The organism is Streptomyces sp. NPDC088147 (assembly GCF_044741565.1).
In the GTDB taxonomy this organism is placed as follows: Bacteria; Actinomycetota; Actinomycetes; order Streptomycetales; family Streptomycetaceae; genus Streptomyces.
On record NZ_JBIUSY010000009.1, the window covers coordinates 29,353 to 49,995 of the forward strand.

The following is a 20,643-nucleotide window of genomic DNA, read 5'->3' on the forward strand; positions in this document are numbered from 1 at the left end:
GTGTGTCACGACGGCCCGGGGCTCGACACCGAGACCGGATTGTTGGGCAGCGCAGACCGGACGGGCCGGAACCGGGCCGGGGGCAGCGGGTGCACCCGGCCGGTGTGGATTTCGCCAGGATCTCGTACAGGGATGTACGGATTTGACCGTTCGCCCCGTTCACTCTCCGCCCCGCACTGTTCACTTGAGGGCAGGCCGAGGGCGGTACATGGTGTACGGACGGCCGTTGACGGACCGGGTCCGGCCTGACGTGTCGGCGCCGTTGGCGATTAGGGTGGGTGTGGGCGCGGCAGCGTTGAACTTGTGGACAGGCCGACCGCGTCGTAAGGGGAAGAGCCGGGCGGACCGGACGTACAGATTCGGTCGCCCCCACCCACCACGGCACAAGGGTGCTCGACCACATCAGGAGGCAAAGTGAAGGGCGATCGGGACGAGACGCGCGGGGGCTGGAACCGGCCTGCCGCGGACGATCAGTCCGACGTGGAGCCCGAGATGACGGGTGAGTTCACCATCGACTACACCCCGCCGGCCTGGTACACGCAGAACACACCGGGGGATACGTCCGGTGGTGGCGCGGCGAGCACGCCGCCGCCCGCGTCGTTCACGACCCCTCCCCCGCCGCCGGACGGTGCGCCCGTCGCCGTGCCGGGGCTGCCCTCGGGCAGTGGCTTCGAACCCCACTGGACACCGGCACAGCAGCCGGCGCCCCCGATGCAGACGCCCGTTCCGATGCCGCCGCCCGAGCCCGCTCCGGGGCCCGCCCCGACGGCGGCTACGGCGCCCGCACCCGCACCCGCACCCGCACCCGCACCCGCACCGGATGTTGCCTCAATTTCGGCCTCGGCTTCGACTTCGGCTTCGGCTTCGGAGCCCGCTCCCGCCGCGTCGGAGCCGTTCGGCGGCGGCGACATCGAGAGCGGGTCGACCATGCGGTTCTCCCCGGCGTCTCTCAAGCGGGAGATCGCCGAGCAGGAGGCGGCGAGGAACGCGGCCGCGGAGAGCCCGGAATCCGGTGCTCCCGAGGGACCGGACAGCGCCGAGGCCGTACGCGTGAGTGAGCCCGAGGCCACGCCCGATGCCGAGTCCGCGCACGCGCCCTCCCACGCGGTGGTCACCGACGATACGGAGGAAGCGGGGGCGCCGGACGGACCGGAGCCCGCGGCCGACCCGGCCCCGGAGGCCGAGGCTCCGGCAGTGTCCGGGACCACGGGAGAGGCCGACGGTTCCCGGGAGCGTGAGGACGACGACGAGCGCGACGGCGGCGTGACCGCCGACGCCGACGAACCGGCCGACCCCGCGCCCGCGCCGGCGGTTGTGGACGCGGTCACGGACGCCGTTCCCCCGGCCCCCGCACCTGCGGACGAACCCCAGGACGCTCCCCCGGCCCCCGCGCCGGCCCAGCCCTGGGCCGCTCAGTCGGCCGCGGCCCAGAACCCCGGACTGCCTCCGCTGCCGCCCGCGTACCAGCCCGCCGCTCCAACGGCCGCGCCGCAGTGGCCCGTACAGGCCCCCGCCCCGGCTCAGGCCCAGCCGCACGCGCAGCCGCAGCCCGAGCCCCAGCCGCAGAGCCCCGCGCAGCCTCCGAACGCCTGGCCCGGACAGCCGCAGCAGAGCGGGTACGGCTTCCCCCACCAGGCCCAGCCCGGACACCAGGCCCAGCCGGGACAGCCAGGACACCAGGCGCAGCCCGGCTGGCAAGATCACCCCGGGCACCCCGGCCAGCCCGGACACCCCGGCCAGTCCGGGCATCCCGCTCCGGCCGCGTTGCCGCCCGCCGTGCCCGGCCCCGACGCCCCCGTCCCGCCGCCGGGTTACGGATTCCCGCACCAGCAGGGGCAGCCGAACCCGTACGCGCCCGCCCCACAAGGCGGTTACGGCTTCCCGCAGCAGAGTCAGCAGGCAGCGCCGGGCGGCTACGGATTCCCCCAACAAGGACAGCCCGGACAGCCGGGACAGCCGGGACAGCCCGGACTCCCCGGCCAGCAGGCGCACCCTGGCCAGCCGGGCGCCGGCGGTTCCGCGCCGCTGCCTCCGCAGGCGTCTCATCTGCCCGTACCCGCCACCCCGAACCTCCCTGCCCAGCAGGGCCCGCACACCCCTCAGCCCCCTCAGGCCCAGCCGCAACAGCAACCGCAACCGCATCAGCAGTCCGCGCCCGGGGCGTCTCCGGTGGATCCCCGCACCGGCGCCGCCTGGCCCTCCGCCGTCTCGCACGACCACCGCGAGCGGTCCGTGCCCGGCGCCCCGCTCGGCTATACGGCCGCCGTGGAGCTCTCCTCCGACCGGCTGCTGCGGAACAACAAGCCGAAGGCCAGGAGCAGCCGCAATCCGTCCGGCGGTTCGCGCTTCAAGATCGGCGGGAAGGCCGCGGAGGCGGAGCGCCTGCGCAAGCTCGAACTGATCCGTACACCGGTGCTCTCCTGCTACCGGATCGCGGTCATCAGTCTCAAGGGCGGTGTCGGCAAGACCACGACGACCACGGCACTGGGCTCCACCCTGGCCACCGAGCGGCAGGACAAGATCCTGGCGATCGACGCCAACCCGGACGCCGGCACGCTCGGCCGCCGTGTACGGCGCGAGACCGGCGCGACCATCCGCGACCTGGTCCAGGCGATCCCGCATCTGCACAGCTATATGGACATCCGCAGGTTCACCTCACAGGCGTCCTCCGGTCTGGAGATCATCGCCAACGACGTGGACCCGGCCGTCTCCACGGCGTTCAACGACGAGGACTACCGGCGCGCGATCGAGGTCCTGGGCAAGCAGTACCCGATCATCCTCACGGACTCGGGTACCGGTCTGCTCTACAGCGCGATGCGCGGAGTGCTGGACCTGGCCGACCAGCTGATCATCATCTCGACGCCGTCCGTCGACGGCGCGAGCAGCGCGTCGACGACGCTCGACTGGCTGTCCGCGCACGGCTACGCCGACCTGGTGCAGCGCTCTCTCACGGTGATCTCCGGGGTCCGCGAGACCGGCAAGATGATCAAGGTCGATGACATCGTGCAGCACTTCGAGACCCGCTGCCGCGGGGTGATCGTGGTGCCCTTCGACGAGCATCTGGCCGCCGGGGCCGAAGTGGACCTGGACATGATGCGGCCCAAGACGCGTGAGGCGTACTTCAATCTCTCCGCGATGGTCGCGGAGGACTTCGTACGGGCCCAGCAGGCGCAGGGGCTGTGGACGGCGGACGGCCAGCCGCCGCCGCACCTCGTCCCGCCGATGCCGGGTCTCGGCCAGCAGCCGATGCCGGGGCAGCCTCCGTACGGCCAGCCGGTGCAGGGCCAGCCGTACGCGCCTCAGCAGTACCCCCAGCACTACCCGCCGCAGCAGCAGCAGCACCATCCGCACCAGCAACAGCCGTACCCCTACCCGCCCCAGCAGCAGGCGGGCCCGCCCCCGGGACCCGGTGGTCAGCAGGGCTGGCAGCAGCATCCCTCTCCCGCCGGCCAGCAGCCCGGACACCCCCACCAGCCCGGTCAGCCCCATCAGCCGGACCAGCCCGGCCGGCCGGACTTGCAGGGGCCCGTCCCGCCCGCCGGCTGGTCGCAGCAGCAGCCCCCACCAGCACCGCCAGCGCCTCAGCAGTAAGGCATCAGAGGTAGAGACCAATGAGGGGCCGTACCGTCTTCACGGTACGGCCCCTCGCCGCATTCCCGCAGACCACACGGGGTATGGGCGGCCGTTGACTCAGCCGGACGGGCGCTGATAAACCTTCGCTTCACCAGTTGGCGAATCAGCAGCAACCCGGCTTCTCCGTGCGAGTGATAACACGAGGTCACCGTCCATGGTCGAAAGAGTCTTCCCGCGCACGCCCCGGCAGTCCGGCCGGCAACCCGGTCGGCGGCCCGCCCGGCAGCCCGTCCGGCAACGCCCCCGTCTCCGTCTCCTCCTGGCCTCCGGTGCCGCCTCCGCCGCGCTCGTGGCCGGGAGCGTGATCCCCCTCAACCCGCTGCTCCCCGCGCCCCAGCAGGCCCAGGCCGCCGACGGCAAGAAGGTCCTCACCGTCGCGGTCAGCCAGAGCGTCGACTCCCTCAGCCCGTTCCTGGCCCAGTCATTGGTCAGTACCAGCATCCACCGGCTGACCTACGAGTACCTGACCAACTACGACCCCAAGGACGCGCACACGGTCCCCGGCTTCGCCACCGCCTGGAAGCCCTCCGCGGACAAGCTGACGTGGACCTTCACCATCCGCAAGGACTCGAAGTGGTCGGACGGCGTGCGGGCGACGGCCGAGGACGCCGCGTGGACGTTCAACACGATGATGACCGACGAGAACGCGGCCACCGCCAACGGCAGCTTCACCGCCAACTTCAAGAAGGTCACCGCGCCCGACCCGGAGACGCTGGTCGTCGAGCTGAACAAGCCTCAGGCCACCATGACCGCGCTCGATGTGCCGATCGTGCCCAAGCACATCTGGGAGAAGGTCGGCGACTTCTCCACGTTCAACAACAACGAGCGGTTCCCGATCGTCGGCAACGGGCCGTTCATCATCACGGACTTCAAGGTCGACCAGTACATCAAGCTCAAGCCCAACAAGGACTTCTGGCGCGGTGCGCCCAAGTTCGACGAGCTGGTCCTGAAGTACTACAAGGACGGGGACGCGGCCGTGGCGGCGCTCCAGAAGGGGGAGGTGTCCTTCACCGCGGGTCTCACCCCCGCTCAGGCCGCCGCGCTGAAGAACGCCGACAACATCAAGGTCAACGACGCTCCCGGGCGCCGTTTCTACGCGCTCGCCACCAACCCCGGCGCCCGCTCGAAGGACGGCGAGAAGTTCGGCAACGGGCACGCCGCGCTGCTGGACCCGGCGGTCCGCAAGGCGCTGTTCCAGGCCGTCGACCGCAAGACCATCATCGACAAGGTCTTCCAGGGCCACGCCGTCGAGGGCAAGGGCTATATCCCGCCGCGGTTCGACACGTACTTCTGGGAGCCCTCGGCCGGCCAGACGATCGCGTACGACCCCGCCGAGGCGGCCAGGACGCTGGACACGGCCGGCTACCCGAAGAACGCCGCGGGCAAGCGCGTCGGCAAGGACGGCAAGCCGCTCGACTTCCGGATCCTCTGCCACGCGACGGACCCGAACGACAAGGCCATCGGCAAATACCTCCAGGAGTGGTGGGGACAGCTCGGTATCGGGCTGAAGGTCGAGTGTCTGGACAATGTCTCCGACCCCTGGCTCGCGGGCGATTACGACCTGGCGTTCGACGGCTGGTCGGTCAATCCCGATCCCGACTACGTCCTCTCCATTCACACGTGCGGTGCGCTCCCCGCCACGCCCAAGGACAGCGGCGCCACGGACAACTTCATCTGCGACAAGCGGTACGACGACCTGTACGCCGAGCAGTCGGCGGAGTACGACCCCGCCAAGCGCGCGGAACTGGTCAAGCAGATGGAATCGCGGCTGTACGACACCGGGTATATGAATGTCATGGCCTATCCGAACGCGGTCGAGGCGTACCGTACCGACCAGATCAAGTCGATCACGACGATGCCGGAGGCCGCCGGCAATCTCTGGGGCCAGGACGGCTACTGGAGTTGGTGGTCCGCGGTGCCGGCCGATGACGGCGGCGGTTCCGGCAGCTCTTCCTCGACCGGTGTGGTGATCGGGATCGGGGCCGCTGTCGTGGTCGTCGCCGCCCTCGGTCTCTTCGTCGCGATGCGTCGCCGTTCCACCGCGGAAGACCGTGAATAACCGATGAGCACCGCAAGCACCCCGGGTGTGGTGCGGGACGCCGTCGACGGCCCGGTGAAGACCGGGCCGTCCGGCTCCGCCCCCACCACCTCGGGCACCAGGACCGCGTATCCGCTCTATGTGGCGGGCAAGCTGGGCGGCGCCGTCGTCTCGCTGCTCGCCGTCCTCGTCACCAGCTTCTTCCTCTTCCGGATCATCCCCGGCGACCCGGTCAAGGCCATGACCCATGGCGTACCGACCTCCGCCGAGCAACTGGCCACGCTGCGCAAGCAGTTCGGGCTGGACCTGCCGCTGTGGCAGCAGTTCACCGACTACTGCGGCCGGGCGCTGACCGGCGATCTCGGTACCTCGTACCAGTTCCACACACCGGTCGGTGAGCTGATCGCCGCGAAACTGCCCGCGACACTGCTGCTCACGGGCGTCGCCGTGGTGATCTACTCGGCGCTCGGCCTCTGGCTCGGCACGCGCTCCGCCTGGCGCAACGGCGGCCTGAGCGACCGCCTCAACACCGGTGTGGCGCTGACGCTCTGGTCCGTCCCGTCCTTCTGGCTCGGACTGCTGCTGATCATCGTCTTCTCGGTGGGCATCGGCCCGGTCCCCGGCATGTTCCCCACCGGCGGTATGGAGTCGGGCGACTCGTCCGGTTTCGGTTACGTCCTCGACGTGGCGCACCACATGGTGCTGCCGGTGGCCACGCTGGTCGCGGTCGGATACGCGCAGACGCTGCTCGTCATGCGCTCGTCGCTGCTGGACGAGATGGGCGGCGACTATCTGACGACGGCACGGGCCAAGGGCCTGCGGGACGATCTCGTACGACGCCGCCACGCGGTGCCGAACGCCCTGCTGCCCACCGTCACCATGGTCTTCATCAACCTGGGCCATGTGGCGGCCGGTTCGATCCTCGTCGAGACGGTCTTCTCCTGGCCCGGACTCGGCGGACTGTTCTACCAGGCGCTGAGCGTGCCCGATCTGCCTCTCGTCCAGGGGCTGTTCGTCGTCTTCGCCGGGGCGATGATCCTGATGAACCTCCTCGCCGACCTGCTCTATCCGCTCCTCGATCCCCGGGTGGGCCGATGACCCTGGAGAAGACCCCGCCGGCCTCCACGGCACCCGCGGGCCCCTCGTCGCCTTCGGCCTCCTCACTCGCCTGGGCCCGCCGGCGCGGCTCGGTGACCCGCTTCTGGAAGGAGTACCGGACACACCGCGCCGGACTCCTCGGGCTCGCCGGGCTCGCGTTCATCGCCCTGATCGCCCTCCTCGCGCCGCTGCTCGTCGGCGACGAGGTGCAGAGCGTGACCAACGCGCCCGGTACGGCCCTGGAGAAACCGAGCGGTGAATTCCCGCTCGGTACGGACCAGTTCGGGCGCTCGCTGCTCGGCCTGCTGATCTGGGGCGCCCGGATCTCGCTGACCGTGGGGCTGCTGGCCGCCGCGCTGTCGGTGGCCATCGGCACCCTCGTCGGGGTCCTCGCCGGGCACTACGGCGGCTGGTTCGCGACGGTGGTCATGCGGATCACCGACTGGTTCCTGGTGATGCCGACGCTCGTACTGGCGATCGTCCTCGCGACGGTCATGTCACGGTCCATCTGGACGGTGATCCTGGCGATCGGCGTCACCAGCTGGCCGACGACGGCGCGACTGGTACGGGCCCAGACCATCGCCGTCGAGTCCCGTCCGTACATCGAGCGCGCCCGCGCCCTCGGCGGCGGCCACGGCCACATCATGACGCGCCACGTGCTGCCCAACGTGATGCCGCTGGTGCTCGCCCAGACCACCCTCGGTATCTCCAACGCCATCCTGACCGAGGCGACACTCGCCTTCCTCGGCCTCGGCGATCCCCTGATCATCTCCTGGGGCGGCATGCTCCAGGACGCGCGCGAGGCGGGCGCGGTCTCCTCGGGGCACTGGTGGTACCTGGCACCGCCCGGTATCGCGATCGCGTGCGTCGCGCTCACCTTCACACTCTGCGGCCGGGCGATCGAGGCCGTGCTCAACCCGAAGCTGGGGGTGTCCCGTTGACCGACACGACACTGCTGGAGATCAAGGATCTCCATGTGACGTACGGGTCCGGTCCCTCCGCGGTGCCCGCCGTACGGGGCGTCGACCTCACCGTCGAATCCGGCCGCAAGCTGGGCATCGCCGGTGAGTCGGGGTGCGGCAAGTCCACCCTCGCGCTGGCGCTGCTCCGGCTGCTGCCCGCCACCGCGCGGCTGTCCGGGGAGATCCTGCTCGACGGCGAGGACGTCCTCACCATGAAGTGGGGCCGGCTGCGCGCCGTGCGGTGGGCGGGCGCGTCCATCGTCTTCCAGGGCGCGATGCACTCGCTCAACGCGGTGCACCGGATCGGGGACCAGATCGCCGAACCGGTGCTGCTGCACCGCCGCGCCACCCCCGCCGCGGCCCGCTCGCGCGCCGGCGAACTGCTGGAACAGGTCGGGCTGCCGGCCGCCCGCGCGGACGCCTATCCGCACGAACTCTCCGGCGGCCAGCGTCAGCGCGTGATGATCGCGATGGCGCTGGCCTGCGATCCGCGGCTGATCGTCGCGGACGAGCCGACCACCGCCCTCGATGTGATGATCCAGGCGCAGATCCTGCGCCTGATCGAACAGCTCGTCGCGGACCAGGGCATCAGCCTGCTGATGATCAGCCACGACCTGGCGGTCCTCTCGGACACCTGCGACCGGCTCGCCGTGATGTACGCGGGCCGGATCGTCGAGGAGGGCCCGGCGCGCACGGTGTACGACGCCGCCGAGCATCCGTACGGCCGGGCGCTCTCCGCCGCCTTCCCCCGTATCGGGGACCTGGCGTCACGGCGCGCACCGCGCGGACTGCCCGGCGACCCGCCGGACCCGTCGGCGCTGCCGTCCGGCTGTACGTTCCATCCGCGCTGCCCGGTCGCCCTGGACTCCTGCGCGACCGACGACCAGGAGCTGCGGGACGCGGGCCAGGACCGCCGCGCGGCCTGCGTACGGGTGGGCTCGACCGCACCCGCGGAGGTACGTCCATGACGGCGCCCGCGACCACCCCTCAGGAGCCACCCATGCCCGCCGCCCCCCTGCTCTCGGCCACCGGGCTGAACGTCACCTTCCCCGGCCGGCGCGGCGCGCCGCCCGCCCGCGCCGTCGACGGGGTCGACCTCGACATCGGCGCGGGCGAGATCGTCGCGCTCGTCGGCGAGTCCGGCTGCGGCAAGACCACGCTGGCGCGGACCCTGCTCGGTCTGGTGCCGCCCACGGGCGGCGGGGTCAGCTTCGCCGGGGAACCGCTGGGGTACGGCTCCCGCACCCTCAAGGCGTACCGCAAGCGGGTCCAGCTCGTGCTCCAGGACCCGAGCGGCTCCCTCAACCCGCGCCATACGGTGTACGACGCGGTGGCCGAGGGCCTGCGGATCCACGGCTACCGGGGCGACGAACGCGAAGCCGTCGCCGAGGCGCTCTCCCGCGCCGGCCTGCGCCCGCCCGAGCGCTTCTTCCTCCGCTACCCGCACGAGCTGTCCGGCGGCCAGCGCCAACGCGTCGTCATCGCGGGCGCGCTGGTCCTGAAGCCCGAACTGATCGTCGCGGACGAACCGGTGGCGTCCCTGGACGCGTCCGTACGCGGCGAGATCCTGGCGCTCCTGCTGTCGCTGCGTGATGAACTCGGCCTCTCCGCGCTGGTCGTGACGCACGACCTGGGCCTCGCGTGGAACATCGCGGACCGGGTGGCGGTGATGTACCTGGGCCGGATCGTGGAGACGGGCCCGGTCGAGGACGTACTGACGAACCCTCAGCACCCCTACACGCGAGCCCTGTTGTCCGTCCTCCCGGAATCGGACGGCGCCCCGGTCATCCTCACGGGCGAACCCCCGGACCCGTCCCGCATCCCGGCGGGCTGCCGCTTCCACGCACGGTGCCAGGTACTGGCGTCGGGGGAGGCGGAGAGGGCGGGGGTGGCGGAGAGATGCAGGACGGCGACGTTGCCGGTACTGACGGGCGGCGCGACGACGCAGGTGGCGTGCCATTGGGTGGGAGCGGGGGGGTAGGTCGCGGGTTCTTGGTTGCTGTCTCGTACGGCTGTACGGGGCCCGGGGGCTCCGGAGGCTCCGGAGGTACATGTCCCCCGTACGACGCGACTCTGCCCCGGCGCACGGCCGGGCCTGTCGGTGACGGGCGGTGAAGGGGGGCGCGCAGGGGTCGTGTCCGGGACGTAGAGCGTGATGTGTGGCGCACGAACGCCCGAACCAACGACTGGCCAGAGTCGCGCCGTACGGGGGTCCGGGGGTGTCCCCCGGAAAAGCACAGCATGCAGTCCCGGACGCGAGCCCCGGAGCGCACCCCGGCAACAGCCCGCACACAACCACCGGCACCCGCCGAAACGCACCGCACCCGCACCCGCACCCGGAAACCGGCCCCAGCCAAAGACGACCGCACCCACGCCCCCCGCCGGAAGGCGCTACGCGTCGGCCGCCTCGATCAGCGCCCTCGACCTCTTCACGTCCTCCCCCATCGCGTCCAGCAGCGCCTCGATCGACTCGAACTTCCGCTGCCCCCGCACATACGACAAGAAGTCCACGGTCACGTGCAGCCCGTACAGATCCAGCCCCACCCGGTCGATCGCATACGCCTCGACGGTCCGCTCCGTGCCCTCGAACTGCGGGTTCGTGCCCACCGAGATCGCCGCCGGCATCCGTTCCCCGTCCGCCGTGAGCCATCCCGCGTACACCCCGTCCGCCGGGATCGCGGTGTGCGGCAGGGTTTCCACGTTCGCCGTCGGGAAGCCGAGTTCACGGCCGCGCTGCGCGCCGCGTACGACCACGCCCTCCACCCGGTGCGGCCGGCCGAGGATCTCCGCCGCGCCGGCGACATCGCCCTCGGCGACCAGTCGGCGGGTGAGGGTGGAGGAGAAGGGCTCGCCGCCGCCCGCCTCGCCGGTCACATAGAGGTCGACGACCTCGACCTCGTAGTCGTAGGTCACGCCCAGGTCGGCGAGGACGGCGACGTTGCCGGCGGCCTTGTGGCCGAAGCGGAAGTTCGGGCCCTCGATGACCGCGCGGGCGTGCAACTTGTCGACCAGGACCTTCACGATGAAGTCGGCGGGCGACAGCTTGGAGAACTCGAGAGTGAAGGGGAGGATCAGCAGCGCGTCCACCCCCAGGTCCGCCATCAGCTCGGCGCGCCGGTGGTGGGGCGCGAGCAGGGGCGGGTGGCTGCCGGGGCGTACGACCTCGCTGGGGTGCGGGTCGAAGGTGACGACGACCGACTGCACCCCCAGCTCGCGCGCCCGTTCCACGGCCCGTCCGATGATCAGCTGGTGACCGCGGTGCACCCCGTCGTAGGAGCCGATGGTGACGACGCCGCGCCCCCAGTCCTGGGGGATGTCCTCCAAGCCACGCCAGCGCTGCACTGTGACCGCTCCTCGCCCGAAACTGTGTACTTCATTGCCGATTACGCAGCTCTAAGACTGCCATGCCCGGCGCCCATGGCCCTCACCGGCACCGGAGAACCCGGTGCGGCCTGCCGCGGGCCGAACACGCCCCCGTGCACCGGTGGTGCGCTCCGAGCGCCCGGCCCGTGGGGTGAGTGGCGGGTGCGGGGCGGACAGATCCCTCTGGGAGGGGGACCGTGGGGCGGACAGGCGTGCCCGTCCGCCCCACGGTGGAGTGCTCAGCCGAAGACCGCGAGGCTCTTGGCCTTGCCGTTCTGCTCCTCGACCAGCGCCACGAAGCGCCCCTCGGGGTCGAACGCGGCGACCGGGGCCGTGGCGTACGAGGGCATGTCCAGCCGTACGCCGTTGATCAGCAGCTTGGCCCGCCTCTCGTCCACGTCCCAGCGCGCGAACGCCGCGGCGGCTGCTTCGGCGACCGGCATGACGGTCAGCTCCTGCTGGAGCTGGTCGAGCGTCTTCGCCGCGTCGAGCGCGTAGGGGCCCACCCGGGTCCTGCGCAGCGCGGTGAGATGCCCGCCGACCCCGAGGCCGGCGCCGAGGTCACGGGCGAGGGCGCGGATGTACGTACCGGAGGAGCAGACGACGGAGACGACCAGGTCGAGGACCGGGGTGCCGTCCTCCGCGACCGCCTCGCGGACGTCGTAGAGCCGGAACGAGGAGACGGTCACCGGGCGGGCCGGGATCTCGAACTCCTCGCCGCCGCGCACGCGCGCGTACGACCGCTTGCCGTCGATCTTGATGGCGCTGACCTTGGAGGGCACCTGCATGAGGGCGCCGGTCAGCGCCGCGATCCCGGCGTCGATGGCCTCGCGCTTCACGGCGGAGGCGTCGGTCGAGGAGGTGATCTCCCCCTCCGCGTCGTCGGTGACGGTGTCCTGTCCCAGCCGGATCGTGCCGAGGTACTCCTTCTCGGTCAGCGCGAGGTGCCCGAGGAGCTTCGTGGCCCGCTCCACGCCGAGGACGAGGACGCCCGTCGCCATGGGGTCGAGGGTGCCGGCGTGGCCGACGCGGCGGGTTCTGGCGATCCCGCGCATCTTGGCGACGACGTCGTGCGAAGTGAAGCCCGACGGCTTGTCCACGATGACAAGCCCGTCGGGCGTGGTGTTCTGCTGAGTCATTCCGCGGCGGCGCCGTCCGTGTCGTCGGTGTCGTCCTCGTCGTCCTTGCGGTACGGGTCGGCCCCGGCCGCGTAGGTCTTGCCGGTCGACACCTGCCGTACCTCCGCGTCCTTGGCGCGCGCCTTGTCGAGGAGGTCCTCGATGGTGCGGGCGTTGTCCGGCAGGGCGTCGGGCACGAACGCCAGCGTCGGGGTGAAGCGGACGCCGGTCTGACGGCCCACCTCGGAGCGGAGGACGCCCTTGGCGCTCTCCAGGGCCGCCGCGGAGGCCGCGCGCTCCTCGTCGTCGCCGTAGACCGTGTAGAAGACCGTGGCCTCCCGCAGGTCGCCGGTGACGCGGGCGTCCGTGATGGTCACGAACCCCAGTCGCGGGTCCTTGATACGGCGGTCCAGGGTCTCCGCGACCACGACCTGGATGCGATCGGCCAGCTTGCGGGCCCGCGCGTTGTCGGTCACCGGTCCGTCACTCTTCCTTCTGGGTTTCCTTGTGTACTGGTCAGTCTTCATCGCCGTGCAGCCGCCGTCGTACCGACAGCAGCTCCACCTCGGGGTGGCCGGCGACCATGCGCTCGCACCGGTCCAGCACATCCGTGAGGTGCGCCCAGTCACCGGACACCACCGCGAGACCGATCTCGGCCCTGCGATGGAGGTCCTGACCGCCGGTCTCCGCCGCGCTCACCGCGAATTTCCGCTGGAGCTCGGCGACGATGGGCCGGACGACGGAGCGTTTCTCCTTCAACGACCGTACGTCGCCGAGGAGCAGATCGAAGGACAGCGTCCCCACATACATGCGTTTCCGGATCCCCGCCGGTACGGGTTCAGATGCCCTGCCAGCGCTTGGCAGGGGCACAAGAACCGTACACGGAACGGCCGGGGCCGATCGACGGAATATGCGTCCCGTCGACCGGCCCCGGACCGGTTGTCGCGTGTCAGCCGCGCGGCTTCTCGCGCATCTCGTACGTCGCGATGACGTCGTCGATCTTGATGTCGTTGAAGTTTCCGAGGTTGATACCGCCCTCGAAGCCTTCGCGGATCTCGGTGACGTCGTCCTTGAAGCGGCGCAGACCCTGGATGTTGAGGTCCTCCGCGATGACCTTGCCATCGCGGACGAGCCGGGCCTTGGTGTTCCGCTTGACCTCGCCGGAGCGGATGAGAACACCCGCGATGTTGCCCAGCTTGGACGAGCGGAAGACCTCGCGGATCTCCGCCGTACCGAGCTCGACCTCTTCGTACTCCGGCTTGAGCATGCCCTTGAGGGCGGACTCGATCTCCTCGATCGCCTGGTAGATGACCGAGTAGTACCGGACGTCCACACCCTCGCGCTCGGCCATCTGCGCGGCACGCCCCGCGGCGCGCACGTTGAAGCCGATCACGATGGCGTCGGAGCCCATGGCCAGGTCGATGTCCGACTCGGTGACCGCACCCACACCGCGGTGCAGGACGCGGATGTCGACCTCGTCGCCGACGTCGAGCTGGAGCAGCGAGGACTCGAGAGCCTCCACCGAACCGGACGCGTCGCCCTTGATGATGAGGTTGAGTTCCTGCACCAGACCGGCCTTGAGGGCCTCGTCCAGGTTCTCCAGGGAGAACCGGACGCCCCTGCGGGCGAAGGCCGCGTTCCGCTCGCGAGCGGCACGCTTCTCGGCGATCTGCCGGGCGGTGCGGTCCTCGTCGACCACGAGGAAGTTGTCGCCGGCGCCGGGGACGTTGGTGAGACCCAGGACCAGGACCGGCGTCGACGGCGCCGCTTCCTCGACGTTGTTGCCGTTGTCGTCGAGCATCGCCCGGACACGGCCGTACGCGTCACCGGCGACCATCGTGTCACCGACGCGCAGCGTGCCGCGCTGGACGAGCACGGTGGCGACGGCGCCGCGACCGCGGTCGAGGTGGGCCTCGATGGCGATACCCTGCGCGTCCTGTTCCGGGTTGGCCCGGAGGTCGAGCGAGGCGTCCGCGGTGAGGACCACGGCCTCCAGCAGGCTGTCGATGTGCAGGCCCTGCTTGGCGGAGATGTCGACGAACATGGTGTCGCCGCCGTACTCCTCGGCCACCAGACCGAACTCGGTGAGCTGACCGCGCACCTTGGTCGGGTCGGCGCCCTCGACGTCGATCTTGTTGACCGCGACCACGATCGGCACGTCGGCCGCCTTGGCGTGGTTCAGCGCCTCGATCGTCTGGGGCATCACACCGTCGTTGGCCGCGACCACCAGGATCGCGATGTCGGTGGACTTGGCACCACGGGCACGCATGGCGGTGAACGCCTCGTGACCCGGGGTGTCGATGAAGGTGATCTTGCGCTCTTCACCGTTGACGTCCGTGGCGACCTGGTACGCACCGATGTGCTGCGTGATACCGCCGGCCTCGCCCGCGACGACGTTCGTCTTGCGGATCGCGTCCAGCAGCCTGGTCTTACCGTGGTCGACGTGACCCATGACGGTCACGACCGGCGGACGGGACACGAGGGCTTCCTCGCCGCCCTCGTCCTCGCCGAACTCGATGTCGAAGGACTCGAGCAGCTCGCGGTCCTCCTCCTCGGGGCTGACGATCTCGACGACGTAGTTCATCTCGCCGGCGAGGACCTGGAGGGTCTCGTCGGAGACGGACTGCGTGGCGGTGACCATCTCGCCGAGGTTCATCATCACGGCGACGAGCGACGCCGGGTTGGCGTTGATCTTCTCCGCGAAGTCGGTGAGCGACGCACCACGCGACAGCCGGACCGTCTGGCCCTGGCCACGCGGCAGCATCACGCCGCCTACCGACGGGGCCTGCATGGCCTCGTACTCCTGGCGCCTCTGCCGCTTCGACTTACGGCCACGACGGGCGGGCCCGCCGGGACGGCCGAACGCACCCTGTGTGCCACCACGGCCGCCGGGACCACCCGGACGTCCGCCGAAGCCGGGACGGCCACCGCCGCCACCGAAGCCGCCGCCACCGGGACGACCCGGAGCGCCGCCACCGCCGCCGCCACCCGGGCGACCGGCGAAACCGCCACCGCCGCCGCCACCGGGACGGCCGGCGAAGCCGCCGCCACCGGGACGACCGCCGCCGCCACCGGCACCGCCGGGACGACCGCCGCCACCGGGACCACGGCCACCGCCGGGGCCACCACCGGGACGCGGGCCGGCAGCGGGACGCTGCGGCATCATGCCCGGGTTCGGACGGTTACCACCGGGGCCACCGCCGGGACCCGCGGCGCGGGGCGCCTGCGGACGCGGCATACCGCCGGGGGTGGGACGTCCGGTCTGTCCACCGGGACCGGCCTGCGGACGGGGACCGCCCTGACCGGAGCCCTGCGGGCGCGGACCACCGGGGGCACCGGGGCCGCCGGGACGCGGGGCGCCACCGGGACGGGGCGCCTGCGGGCGCGCCATTCCGGTGGAGCCGCCCGAGGTGAAGGGGTTGTTGCCCGGACGCGGGCCCGCGGGGCGGGCACCGGGACGCGGGGCCTGGCCGGGACGCGCGCCGCCGGAGCGACCGCCCTGGCGCTGGTCGCCCTGGCGCTGATCGTTCTGCCGCTCACCCTGGCGCTGGTCGCCCTGGCCGCCCGTGGGGCGGTTGGACGGACGCGGGCCGGGGGTGGCACCGGGCCGGGGACCGGCGGCCGGGGCCGACGGGGGCGCGGTGAACTCCGGGGCCGCCGGTGCGGCGGGCGCCGGCTTCGGCGCGGCGGCCGCGGGCCGCGGGGCCGGAGCCGGGCGCGGGCCGGGCGTCGGCGCGGCGGAGGGGGTGCTCCTGGGGGCCTCGGCGGCGGCCGGCTTGGGGGCCGGGACACCGGGCTTGGGGGCAGCGGGACGTGCCGCCTGCGCCGGGGAGGGCGCGGCGGGCCTGGCGGGGGTCGCCTTGCGGGGCGCCCCGGGCTTGGCAGCGGACTTGCCGGCGTTGCCGCCGGGCCCCTGCAAAGCGTCAGTCAATTTGCGTACAACCGGCGCCTCGATCGTCGACGACGCCGAACGGACGAATTCACCGAGTTCTTGGAGCTTGGCCATGACGACCTTGCTCTCCACGCCGAACTCCTTGGCGAGTTCGTATACCCGGACCTTAGCCACTTCGCTCCTTTTAGGTCCGGGTTACCGCCGGACCGTCGCTACTTCATGGGCGTACTCATCGCGTACTCATCGAGTGCTCATCGCAATCTCGACCTACTTCCAACTCGCGAGGTACCTGAACCGCACGGGGCTCCGTGCCGTACTTCTTCCTACAGTGCTGCCTGCACTGTGATCGCCTCGACCACACGGCGCAGCTCCGCGCTGTCGAGCGGTCCCTGGACCCGGAAGGCCCGGGGGAACGCCCGGCGGCGGACCGCCAGATCGAGACAGATCAAGGCGGGGTGCACATACGCACCCCGGCCGGGCAGCGTACCGCGTTGATCGGGAACACATTGTTCTCCGGTCACCACGATGCGCAACAGATCGTTCTTGGCCGCTCGCTCCCGGCAGCCCACGCAGGTGCGCTCAGGGCATGCACGGTCGATCGTCCGGCCAGACACCTTCAAGTCTACCTCCCCGCGCCGACGTCACCCCTTTGGGGCAAGGTTCGAACGCCCGCCGCCCGAAAGATCGTGTCGATGTCCGGCGGGGCCGGGTCGCGGCTGAGCGCGACAGGCCCGCCACCGCCGGTCATTCCCTGATCGTCGGAGCGGATATTCAGCCGCGGTCGCGCCCGCGGTCCCGGTCGTCCCGCCCACGGTCCCGGTCGTCGCCCCGGTCGCGGTCGTCGCCGCGGTCCCGGTCGTCCTCCGCGAGCTCCGTGTCCGGCCGGATGTCGATGCGCCAGCCGGTCAGCCGGGCGGCGAGCCGGGCGTTCTGCCCTTCCTTGCCGATCGCCAGCGAGAGCTGGTAGTCGGGCACGGTCACCCGCGCGGAGCGGGCACCCAGATCGACGACCTCGACCTTGGTGACCCGGGCGGGCGACAGCGCGTTCGCCACCATCTCGGCCGGGTCGTCCGACCAGTCGACGATGTCGATCTTCTCGCCCAGCAGCTCGGCCATGACATTGCGCACACGCGCGCCCATCGGGCCGATGCAGGCGCCCTTGGCATTGAGACCGGAACGTGTCGACCGTACGGCGATCTTGGTGCGGTGGCCGGCCTCGCGGGCGATCGCCGTGATCTCGACGGAGCCGTCCGCGATCTCCGGGACCTCCAGCGCGAAGAGCTTCTTCACCAGATTGGGGTGGGTACGCGACAGCGTCACCGACGGCCCGCGCACCCCCCTGGCCACCCTCACCACGTACGTACGCAGCCGGAGACCGTGGGTGTACTCCTCGCCCGGCACCTGTTCCTGCACCGGAAGGATGGCCTCTAGCTTGTCGTCCAGCTTGACCAGGACGTTCTTCGGGTCCTTGCCCTGCTGGACGAGACCGGCGACGATATCGCCCTCCCGGCGCGCGTACTCGCCGAAGGTGACGTCGTTCTCGGCGTCCCGCAGCCGCTGCTGGATGACCTGGCGGGCGGTGGTCGCGGCGATCCGGCCGAAGTCCGACGGGGTGTCGTCGAACTCCTTGGGCTCCTGCCCCTCCTCCAGATCGGCCGGGTCCTCCTTGGCCCAGACCGTGACATGGCCGGTGTCCCGGCTCAGCACGACCCGGGCGCGCCGGTGGCTGCCCTCGGTGCGGTGGTAGGCGATGAGGAGGGCCGATTCGATCGCCTCGACCAGCAGGTCGAAGGGAATCTCCTTCTCTTGTGCCAAGCCCCTCAGGAGCTTCACATCGATGTCCACGGCTACGCCTCCTCTTCCTTCTTGTCCTTGCGGCTGAACTCGATCTCCACGCGCGCCTTGTCGATCCCCGCGAACGCGATCCGGCGGGCGGTGGGCTTGCGCCCCTTCACGCCCGGGACTTCGAGGTCGAGTCCCTCGTCGTCGACGGTGAGGATGCGTGCCACCAGCTCGCCGTTCTCGTGCAGCTGGAACCGGGCCAGCCGGCCCACGGCGCGTACGTAGTGGCGGTGTTCGGTCAGCGGGCGCTCCGCCCCGGGGGAGGTCACTTCGAGCTGGTACTCGTCCTCGCCCATCGCGTCCGTCTCGTCGAGCTTGTCGGAGATGGAGCGGCTCAGTTCGGCGCACTCGTCGAGGTCCACGCCCTCGTCGGAATCCACCACGACTCTCAGCACACGACGCCTGCCCGCCCGGGACACCTCGATCTCTTCCAGATCCAGGTCCTTCGCGCTGACGAGCGGTTCCAGCAGTCCGCGCAGCCTTTCGCTCTGGGTGGTGCTCATCCGGGTGACTCCTCGGCCGCGTGTGCTGTTGTGGGATCGTCGCGTGTCAGTTCAAAGGGTATCCGGTCCCAAGGGGTGTTGCCGTCCACCTGGGGGTGACCCGCGGGTACGCTCGCCTGCGGTGATCATCGCGAGGCCCGAGGAGAGACGCGTGGGGCGCACGGGGACGACACGGAGACACGCTCTGATGGCCGCGGGCGCCACGACGGCCGGTCTGCTGACCGGCTGTTCCCAGGACTCGCCGGCCGCGGACAGTCCGGCGGGAATCGCGCGGGCGGCCGAGATCGAGCGCGCGCTGCGGGTGCGCGCGGCAGGCACCCACCGGGAGTTGCTGGGGCAGTACGACGCCGTGCTGAAGCGGCACCCCGGGCAGCGCGAGCGGCTGGCCCCGCTACGGGCCGCGGTCGTACGGCAGTTGGCGGCGCTGGCCCCGGAATCGTCCGGGTCCGCGAGCCCGGCCGCGTCGCCGTCCGCCGCCCCGTCCGCGCCCGTCACGGCCGCGGCCCCGGCGCCCGGCTCGCCCGGCGTCCCGGCGGAACCGGCGGCGGCCCTCAGGGCGCTGGCCGCGACCGAGCGCCGCACCAGCGACGCGCACACCGCGACGCTCATGGAAGCGCCCCCGGAACTGGCCCGGTTGCTGGCCTCTCTCGCGGCGGCGAACGCCGCCCACGCCTTTCTGCTGACGGAAGGATCCCGGTCATGAGCACGGCGCGGACGACGTGGAGGGCGTGGACGACGGGAACGGCGACCGGAGCGCACGACGGTGCGCTGGACGCCGCGCAGGCCGCACTCGCCGCGGAGCACGCCGCGGTGTACGGGTACGGGGTCGTCGGCGGTCGCGTCGGCGGCGCGCGCCGGAGCGAGGCCACCAGCGCGCACGCGGCGCACCGGGCCCGGCGCGATGCGCTGGCGCGGACCGTACGGGACCTGGGCGGCACGCCCGCCGCCGCCGCTCCCGCGTACGCCCTGCCCTTCCCCGTACCGGACTCCGCCGCCGCCGTACGGCTGGCCGCCCATCTGGAGGACCGCGTCGCGGGTGTCTACTCCGATCTCGTACGGGCCTCGGAGGGTCCCCTGCGGCGGGAGGCGGCGGGCGCGCTGCGCGAGGCCGCCGTGCGCGCGGTGCGCTGGCGCGGGACCGGCGTAGCCTTTCCTGGGCTCGCCGAGCGGGCGTGAGCCCGTGAGCTCGGAAAGGGAACAACGCACGTATGGGTTTCGAACCGCCGCGGCGTCTGGTGCGCACGCTCGGCGAGAGGTACGGGGAGACCGCCGCCGCCGAGTGGCTGGAGCGGCTGCCCGGCATCGCCGGTGAGGCGGTCGCCCGGCGGGGGCTGGAGGTCGAGCGGGTGATCGCGCCGGGCGGCCGGAGCGGTCTGGTACTGCTCGTACGGCGGTCCGACGGCTCTCCCGCGACACTCAAGATCGTCCCGCCGTTCGCGGACCCCTCGCGGGAGCGGGCGGCGCTGGCGCACTGGAAGGGCTGGGGCGCGGCGGAGCTGCTCGACGCCGGGGACGACGTCGGCACGGACGCCCCGGACAGCGCCGACGGCGCGCTGCTCCTGGAGCGGCTGCATCCCGAGGTGTCGCTGCGCTCCCTGCCGGAGGCGAAGTCACTCCTGGAAGCGGCGGGTACGGTGCGCCGGCTGTGGGTCGACCCGCCCGGCGGCCATGGCTTCGAGACGGTGGCCGAGCGGACCGCGCGGGAAGCGGCGGCGCTGCGGACGACGGCCGACGACACGCTCGCGCCGCTGGTGTCGGCGGCGCTGGCCGCGCGGGACGAACTCTGCGCCTCGGCCGCCGAAGTCCAGCTCCTGCACGGCGCGTTCGGCCAGGGCAAGGTGCTCGCCGGCGACCGCGCGCCCTGGCTCGCGGTCGGCCCGGAGCCGCTGGTCGGTGAGCGCGCCTACGATCTGGCGCGGCTGGTGCGCGACCGGGTCGAGGACCTCGTGGCGGCGTCGTCGGGGGCGTCCTCGGCCCGCCGCCGGGTGAACAGGCTGGCCGATTCGCTGGACCTGGACCGGGAACGGGTCCGCGGGTGGACGCTGTTCCGGGCGGTGGAGTCGGGGATGCGCACGCTTCGGGCGGGCCGTCGGCAGAGCGCCGAGCTGCTGCTGGAGTTCGCGGGCTGGCTGTAGGGCCCCGCGCTCCTGAGGAGTTCCCCGCCGGACGGGCCGGGGATTCCTCGTGGGACGGG

17 protein-coding genes are annotated in these 20,643 nt (G+C 71.8%); 9 read left to right on the top strand and 8 right to left on the bottom strand.

The genetic code is table 11. The annotated features are described in order from the left end of the window. Positions 1–414: 414 nt before the first annotated feature. The 6 genes from ACIOGX_RS29010 (at position 415) to ACIOGX_RS29035 (ending at position 9,712) form a co-directional block, all read left to right on the top strand. Positions 415–3,591, top strand: coding sequence for an SCO5717 family growth-regulating ATPase (locus tag ACIOGX_RS29010; protein WP_401917604.1), 3,177 nt, complete (start codon positions 415–417; stop codon positions 3,589–3,591). A 196-nt stretch (positions 3,592–3,787) separates the two neighbouring features. Then, positions 3,788–5,692: an ABC transporter substrate-binding protein gene (locus tag ACIOGX_RS29015; protein WP_401917606.1), complete on the top strand. Its 1,905-nt coding sequence runs from the start codon at positions 3,788–3,790 to the stop codon at positions 5,690–5,692. Positions 5,693–5,695: 3 nt separating this feature from the next. Continuing rightward, entirely contained in the window at positions 5,696–6,769 is a 1,074-nt protein-coding gene (locus ACIOGX_RS29020) for an ABC transporter permease (RefSeq protein WP_356511521.1), read from the top strand. Further along, positions 6,766–7,710 carry an ABC transporter permease gene (locus ACIOGX_RS29025; RefSeq protein WP_401917608.1) on the top strand — a complete coding sequence of 315 codons (945 nt, stop codon included), beginning with the start codon at positions 6,766–6,768 and terminating at the stop codon, positions 7,708–7,710. The genes ACIOGX_RS29020 and ACIOGX_RS29025 overlap by 4 nt, the downstream gene beginning before the upstream one ends. After that, the gene (locus ACIOGX_RS29030) at positions 7,707–8,699 is read left to right on the top strand and encodes an ABC transporter ATP-binding protein (RefSeq protein WP_356511517.1); all 993 of its coding nucleotides are present in this window, start codon (positions 7,707–7,709) and stop codon (positions 8,697–8,699) included. Before ACIOGX_RS29025 ends, ACIOGX_RS29030 begins: the two co-directional genes overlap by 4 nt. A gap of 32 nt (positions 8,700–8,731) precedes the next feature. After that, a complete protein-coding gene (locus ACIOGX_RS29035) occupies positions 8,732–9,712 on the top strand; it encodes an oligopeptide/dipeptide ABC transporter ATP-binding protein (protein WP_401917611.1) in 981 nt (326 codons plus the stop codon). A 410-nt stretch (positions 9,713–10,122) separates the two neighbouring features. Here the strand turns inward: ACIOGX_RS29035 and ACIOGX_RS29040 are convergent, their stop codons facing one another. The 8 genes from ACIOGX_RS29040 to rimP form a co-directional block, all read right to left on the bottom strand. Continuing rightward, the gene (locus tag ACIOGX_RS29040) at positions 10,123–11,073 is read right to left on the bottom strand and encodes a bifunctional riboflavin kinase/FAD synthetase (protein ID WP_356511513.1); all 951 of its coding nucleotides are present in this window, start codon (positions 11,071–11,073) and stop codon (positions 10,123–10,125) included. A 260-nt stretch (positions 11,074–11,333) separates the two neighbouring features. Further along, on the bottom strand, positions 11,334–12,233 hold the full coding sequence (gene truB / locus ACIOGX_RS29045; RefSeq protein WP_129772138.1) for a tRNA pseudouridine(55) synthase TruB: 900 nt from the start codon (positions 12,231–12,233) through the stop codon (positions 11,334–11,336). Beyond that, positions 12,230–12,688 carry a 30S ribosome-binding factor RbfA gene (rbfA, locus tag ACIOGX_RS29050; protein WP_129772139.1) on the bottom strand — a complete coding sequence of 153 codons (459 nt, stop codon included), beginning with the start codon at positions 12,686–12,688 and terminating at the stop codon, positions 12,230–12,232. Before rbfA ends, truB begins: the two co-directional genes overlap by 4 nt. Positions 12,689–12,728: 40 nt before the next feature. Then, the gene (locus ACIOGX_RS29055) at positions 12,729–13,022 is read right to left on the bottom strand and encodes a DUF503 domain-containing protein (RefSeq protein WP_129772140.1); all 294 of its coding nucleotides are present in this window, start codon (positions 13,020–13,022) and stop codon (positions 12,729–12,731) included. Positions 13,023–13,161: 139 nt separating this feature from the next. Further along, positions 13,162–16,278 carry a translation initiation factor IF-2 gene (gene infB / locus ACIOGX_RS29060; RefSeq protein ID WP_356511511.1) on the bottom strand — a complete coding sequence of 1,039 codons (3,117 nt, stop codon included), beginning with the start codon at positions 16,276–16,278 and terminating at the stop codon, positions 13,162–13,164. 149 nt (positions 16,279–16,427) lie between these two features. Then, positions 16,428–16,718, bottom strand: a complete 291-nt coding sequence (locus tag ACIOGX_RS29065) for a YlxR family protein (protein WP_129772252.1) — start codon at positions 16,716–16,718, stop codon at positions 16,428–16,430. Positions 16,719–16,875: 157 nt separating this feature from the next. Next, positions 16,876–17,949 (bottom strand): transcription termination factor NusA, encoded by a 1,074-nt coding sequence (gene nusA, locus ACIOGX_RS29070; RefSeq protein WP_401761334.1) that lies wholly within the window; start codon positions 17,947–17,949, stop codon positions 16,876–16,878. 2 nt (positions 17,950–17,951) lie between these two features. Next, on the bottom strand, positions 17,952–18,449 hold the full coding sequence (gene rimP / locus ACIOGX_RS29075; RefSeq protein WP_401917615.1) for a ribosome maturation factor RimP: 498 nt from the start codon (positions 18,447–18,449) through the stop codon (positions 17,952–17,954). Between the two features lie 187 nt (positions 18,450–18,636). Between rimP and ACIOGX_RS29080 the strand changes: the two genes are divergently transcribed. From ACIOGX_RS29080 to ACIOGX_RS29090, 3 genes are read left to right on the top strand one after another with little or no spacing between them, the layout of a single operon-like run. Further along, positions 18,637–19,152, top strand: coding sequence for a hypothetical protein (locus ACIOGX_RS29080; RefSeq protein ID WP_401917617.1), 516 nt, complete (start codon positions 18,637–18,639; stop codon positions 19,150–19,152). Beyond that, entirely contained in the window at positions 19,149–19,625 is a 477-nt protein-coding gene (locus ACIOGX_RS29085; protein WP_356511503.1) for a DUF4439 domain-containing protein, read from the top strand. The genes ACIOGX_RS29080 and ACIOGX_RS29085 overlap by 4 nt, the downstream gene beginning before the upstream one ends. A 32-nt stretch (positions 19,626–19,657) precedes the next feature. Further along, a complete protein-coding gene (locus ACIOGX_RS29090) occupies positions 19,658–20,584 on the top strand; it encodes an aminoglycoside phosphotransferase family protein (protein WP_401917619.1) in 927 nt (308 codons plus the stop codon). The last annotated feature ends 59 nt before the right edge of the window (positions 20,585–20,643 follow it).